Raw genomic sequence first — 2,749 nt, forward strand, 5'->3', positions numbered from 1 at the left:
CCCACGGCTGCTGCCGTTGTTGGGGTCGCATCAGCAGCAGGCAGGTACCTCACGGGTGGCCGAGCTTCCTCGCCGACCGCCGGGGCTCGTGAACGCCATCGTCGGCACCACCGCAGCGGCGACCGCTACGTGCATCAGGCCGAGCACCTCACGGGTCGCCGGCGCGGTACCTGACCCGGTCAACGGCAGAAAGGAGACCAGGATCAGCGACAGTGCGGCCACCAGCCACACCGCGCGGGCGGCACGGGTGAACCGCTCCAACAACGCGAGCAAGCCCCAGCCGGCGGCGGCCGCGATCAGGGCCAGTACGACGACCGCGCCAGGTTCGACCCGCAGCGCAGGCCGCCCGGACGGGTCCGCGACGCGCAGGTCGCAGCCGGCCACGGACACAGCGACCAGCCAGATCAGGACCGGCAATGCCACCGATGCCGTGACGGCCAGCGACCGTACTCATCGACGCCGGCTCACCCGGTGTCGCCTGGCGACGTGAGGGCGCCGTGCAGGAACAGGTCCACCAGTTCCGGGGTTCCGACGCCGGGAATGGCGGCGCTGGGGTGCCGGCCGCGGCCGGCGACCAGGGCGAGGAACACGTCGGTCAACTGTTGCGCCGGCAGCCGCAACGTTGCCTGTTCCGGCGTGAACAGGTCGGTGACGGCGTCCCTTGTCGCTGCCTGCGCGGCGTCGCGGTTCTCCGATCGTCTGGCAGGCTCCTCATTGCGGGCCGGCCTGGCACGGCGGTGACCCGACGCCTGCAGGGCACCCATGACCGTTCCCCCATGCGGCCGAAGTGTGCCTGCAGCGCGTCGGCGGCCTCGACCAGTCGATCGGCCAGCGGCTGATCCACCGAGATCGAACAAAGTTCCCCCAGCATCGTGGCCGAATCGAGCGCTGCGGCGGCCACGGCATCCAGCAGCTCGTCCTTGTCGGCGAACACCCGGAAGATCGTGGCCTCGCCGATGCCGGCGGCGCGCGCCACCTGCGCGGTGGTGACACTCGCGCCGTACTCCGCGACCATGGGCGGGTGAAGCTGGAGTTGCTGGTGGTCGAGGACTGCCCGAACCATGGACCGGCCGCCGCCGTCGTGCGCCGCGCGCTCGATGAGGAGGGCATGTCGACGGTGCCCATCACCGTCCGGGTGGTAACCAGCCAGACCGAGGCTGAGCAGCTCCGTTTCCTCGGCTCACCCAGCGTCCTCATCGACGGTCGGGATCCGTTCGCCGAACCCCACCACCGTCCGGCGATGGCCTACCGGCTCTACCGTGACGACGCGACGGGTGTTTCGGGCGTACCGCCGCTCCGGCGCCTGCGGCAGGTGCTCAAGCAGGCCGCCGACACCACCGCCCAGTGACCGGAGCAGCCGCCGCCCGCAGCCCGACCTGAGCGCAAATGGGTTGTCTCCTGGAACGCATGAGGGCAGGGGTAACGGCTCTCCCCTGTGTGCCGTGGCGTGTCCTCTGTCTGCCCGCCGCGCTACCGCTCATGGGAACGTTTGGGCAGCACCGAACCCCAAGGTGCAAACGCCGCGAGGTCGCCGAGGAGGTCACACGACCTGGCTACCGCGCTGGTCGATTCGTGTCCCCCGCACGGCGAGCTTGCCCGCGGCCGCGAGCAGGCATTCGATCGCGACCGCTGCCAGCAGGAGGTGGTAGCCGACGTGCTGCACGAGCGTGGCGGCGGCCAGAGGTGCGGCGGCTTTGGCCGTGGTGACGGGGGCTGCGAATCGTCCGGCGACGGTGGCATAGGCGGTGGTGCCGTAGCAGTCGGCGAGCAGTGCTGGGGTGGCGAGGCTAACGATGCCGAAGCCGACTCCGAATCCGAATCCGGTGACGGTGATGATGGCCCCTGCCCTGGCTCCGGCGGTGAGGGTCATTGGCGAGCACGGGGCCGGCCTGGGTAGCGAAGACGGCGGCCACGATGGTGGTGACCGGGAGGCGGCGTCGGGCGTCGGTGAGGACGAGTCGTCCGGTGACGGGCAGGACGCCGAGGCGGCCGGCTGCGGTAGCCGCGAAGGTGGCGGGGTGGCCGCGGCTGATGAGGTAGCCGACGAGGTGAACGCCGATGGTTCTGGTGACGGTGCCGTGGGCGATGAGCGCGGCGGCGAGGACCCAGAATCCCGGGTCGCGCGTAGCGGCGCTGGCCACCGCCCGCCGCCGGATGTGGTCCGGTCGCTGTAAGTGGGTAGGTGCCGGAGCTGGCGGGGGTCTGCGAACGATGAAGGCATGCAGCGGGACGATTACCGCGCCGTGGACGGCGAGCGCGAGCAGCGCGCCACGCCAGCCAAGATGTGCGACCAGCAGGCCGGTCAGGGGCATGAAGACGGTACTGGCGAGCCCGGCCACGACCGTGATCGCGAGCAGAGCGGTGGAGGTCGGTTGGGAGTGAACCAGGAGACGATGACGGCGAAGGCGGGTTCGTAGAGGACCATCGCACCGGTGATCCCGACGCCAATCATGACGTAGAGCTGCCAGCGGGTGTGGACCTGGGACCAGGCGATCAGCAGTGCGGTGGCGGCGAGCGAGCCGACGGCATCAGCGCGCGATCACCGTGGCGGTCCAGCCACCGGCCGACGGGGATGGCCACCAGCGCGCCGGCGAGCGCTGGCGCGGTGAGCGCACCGGGAACGTGCTGGCGGAGGCGCTCAGGCTGGTGGCCATCGGGCCGAGCAGGACGGCGTACGCGTAGTAGAGGGTGCCGTAGCCGATGGTCGAGGTGATGGCGAGGGCGACGACGATGCGCCACCCGACACATG

Annotated in this window: 6 protein-coding genes and 2 pseudogenes; 2 read left to right on the forward strand and 6 right to left on the reverse strand. The window is 70.9% G+C overall.

The genetic code is table 11. The features are described 5' to 3' along the window. Window positions 1-30: 30 nt before the first annotated feature. From EFE23_RS27715 to EFE23_RS29655, 3 genes and pseudogenes are all read right to left on the reverse strand, one after another. Window positions 31-441, reverse strand: a complete 411-nt coding sequence (locus EFE23_RS27715; RefSeq protein ID WP_255421185.1) for a DUF6069 family protein — start codon at window positions 439-441, stop codon at window positions 31-33. A 23-nt stretch (window positions 442-464) separates the two neighbouring features. Further along, complete coding sequence (locus tag EFE23_RS29215) at window positions 465-764, reverse strand: hypothetical protein (protein ID WP_233601178.1); 300 nt, start codon at window positions 762-764, stop codon at window positions 465-467. A gap of 185 nt (window positions 765-949) precedes the next feature. Further along, window positions 950-1,063, reverse strand: a pseudogene (locus EFE23_RS29655) (hypothetical protein); the annotation flags it as partial. On the opposite strand from EFE23_RS29655, the gene EFE23_RS29660 reads away from it, so the two are divergent. Then, window positions 1,034-1,348: a hypothetical protein gene (locus EFE23_RS29660; RefSeq protein WP_369410334.1), complete on the forward strand. Its 315-nt coding sequence runs from the start codon at window positions 1,034-1,036 to the stop codon at window positions 1,346-1,348. The pseudogene EFE23_RS29655 and the gene EFE23_RS29660 overlap by 30 nt on opposite strands. 192 nt (window positions 1,349-1,540) lie before the next feature. Here EFE23_RS29660 and EFE23_RS29225 read toward each other — a convergent pair whose 3' ends face one another. Beyond that, on the reverse strand, window positions 1,541-1,870 hold the full coding sequence (locus EFE23_RS29225) for a hypothetical protein (RefSeq protein ID WP_233601180.1): 330 nt from the start codon (window positions 1,868-1,870) through the stop codon (window positions 1,541-1,543). Then, entirely contained in the window at window positions 1,788-2,312 is a 525-nt protein-coding gene (locus tag EFE23_RS29230) for an MFS transporter (protein WP_233601181.1), read from the reverse strand. Before EFE23_RS29230 ends, EFE23_RS29225 begins: the two co-directional genes overlap by 83 nt. Between EFE23_RS29230 and EFE23_RS29235 the strand changes: the two genes are divergently transcribed. Further along, entirely contained in the window at window positions 2,220-2,417 is a 198-nt protein-coding gene (locus EFE23_RS29235; protein WP_233601182.1) for a hypothetical protein, read from the forward strand. The genes EFE23_RS29230 and EFE23_RS29235 overlap by 93 nt on opposite strands. A gap of 111 nt (window positions 2,418-2,528) precedes the next feature. On the opposite strand, the pseudogene EFE23_RS29240 reads toward EFE23_RS29235, so the two are convergent. Further along, window positions 2,529-2,749, reverse strand: a pseudogene (locus EFE23_RS29240) (hypothetical protein); the annotation flags it as partial.

This window comes from Micromonospora solifontis, assembly GCF_003725545.1.
Lineage (GTDB): Bacteria > Actinomycetota > Actinomycetes > Mycobacteriales > Micromonosporaceae > Micromonospora > Micromonospora solifontis.

Excerpts from the sequence above, each read along its gene's own strand:
- EFE23_RS29215 (WP_233601178.1), bottom strand. The coding sequence starts at position 764 with ATGGGTGCCCTGCAGGCGTCGGGTCACCGCCGTGCCAGGCCGGCCCGC.
- EFE23_RS29225 (WP_233601180.1), bottom strand. The coding sequence starts at position 1,870 with ATGACCCTCACCGCCGGAGCCAGGGCAGGGGCCATCATCACCGTCACC.
- EFE23_RS29235 (WP_233601182.1), top strand. The coding sequence starts at position 2,220 with ATGCAGCGGGACGATTACCGCGCCGTGGACGGCGAGCGCGAGCAGCGC.
- EFE23_RS29230 (WP_233601181.1), bottom strand. The coding sequence starts at position 2,312 with ATGCCCCTGACCGGCCTGCTGGTCGCACATCTTGGCTGGCGTGGCGCG.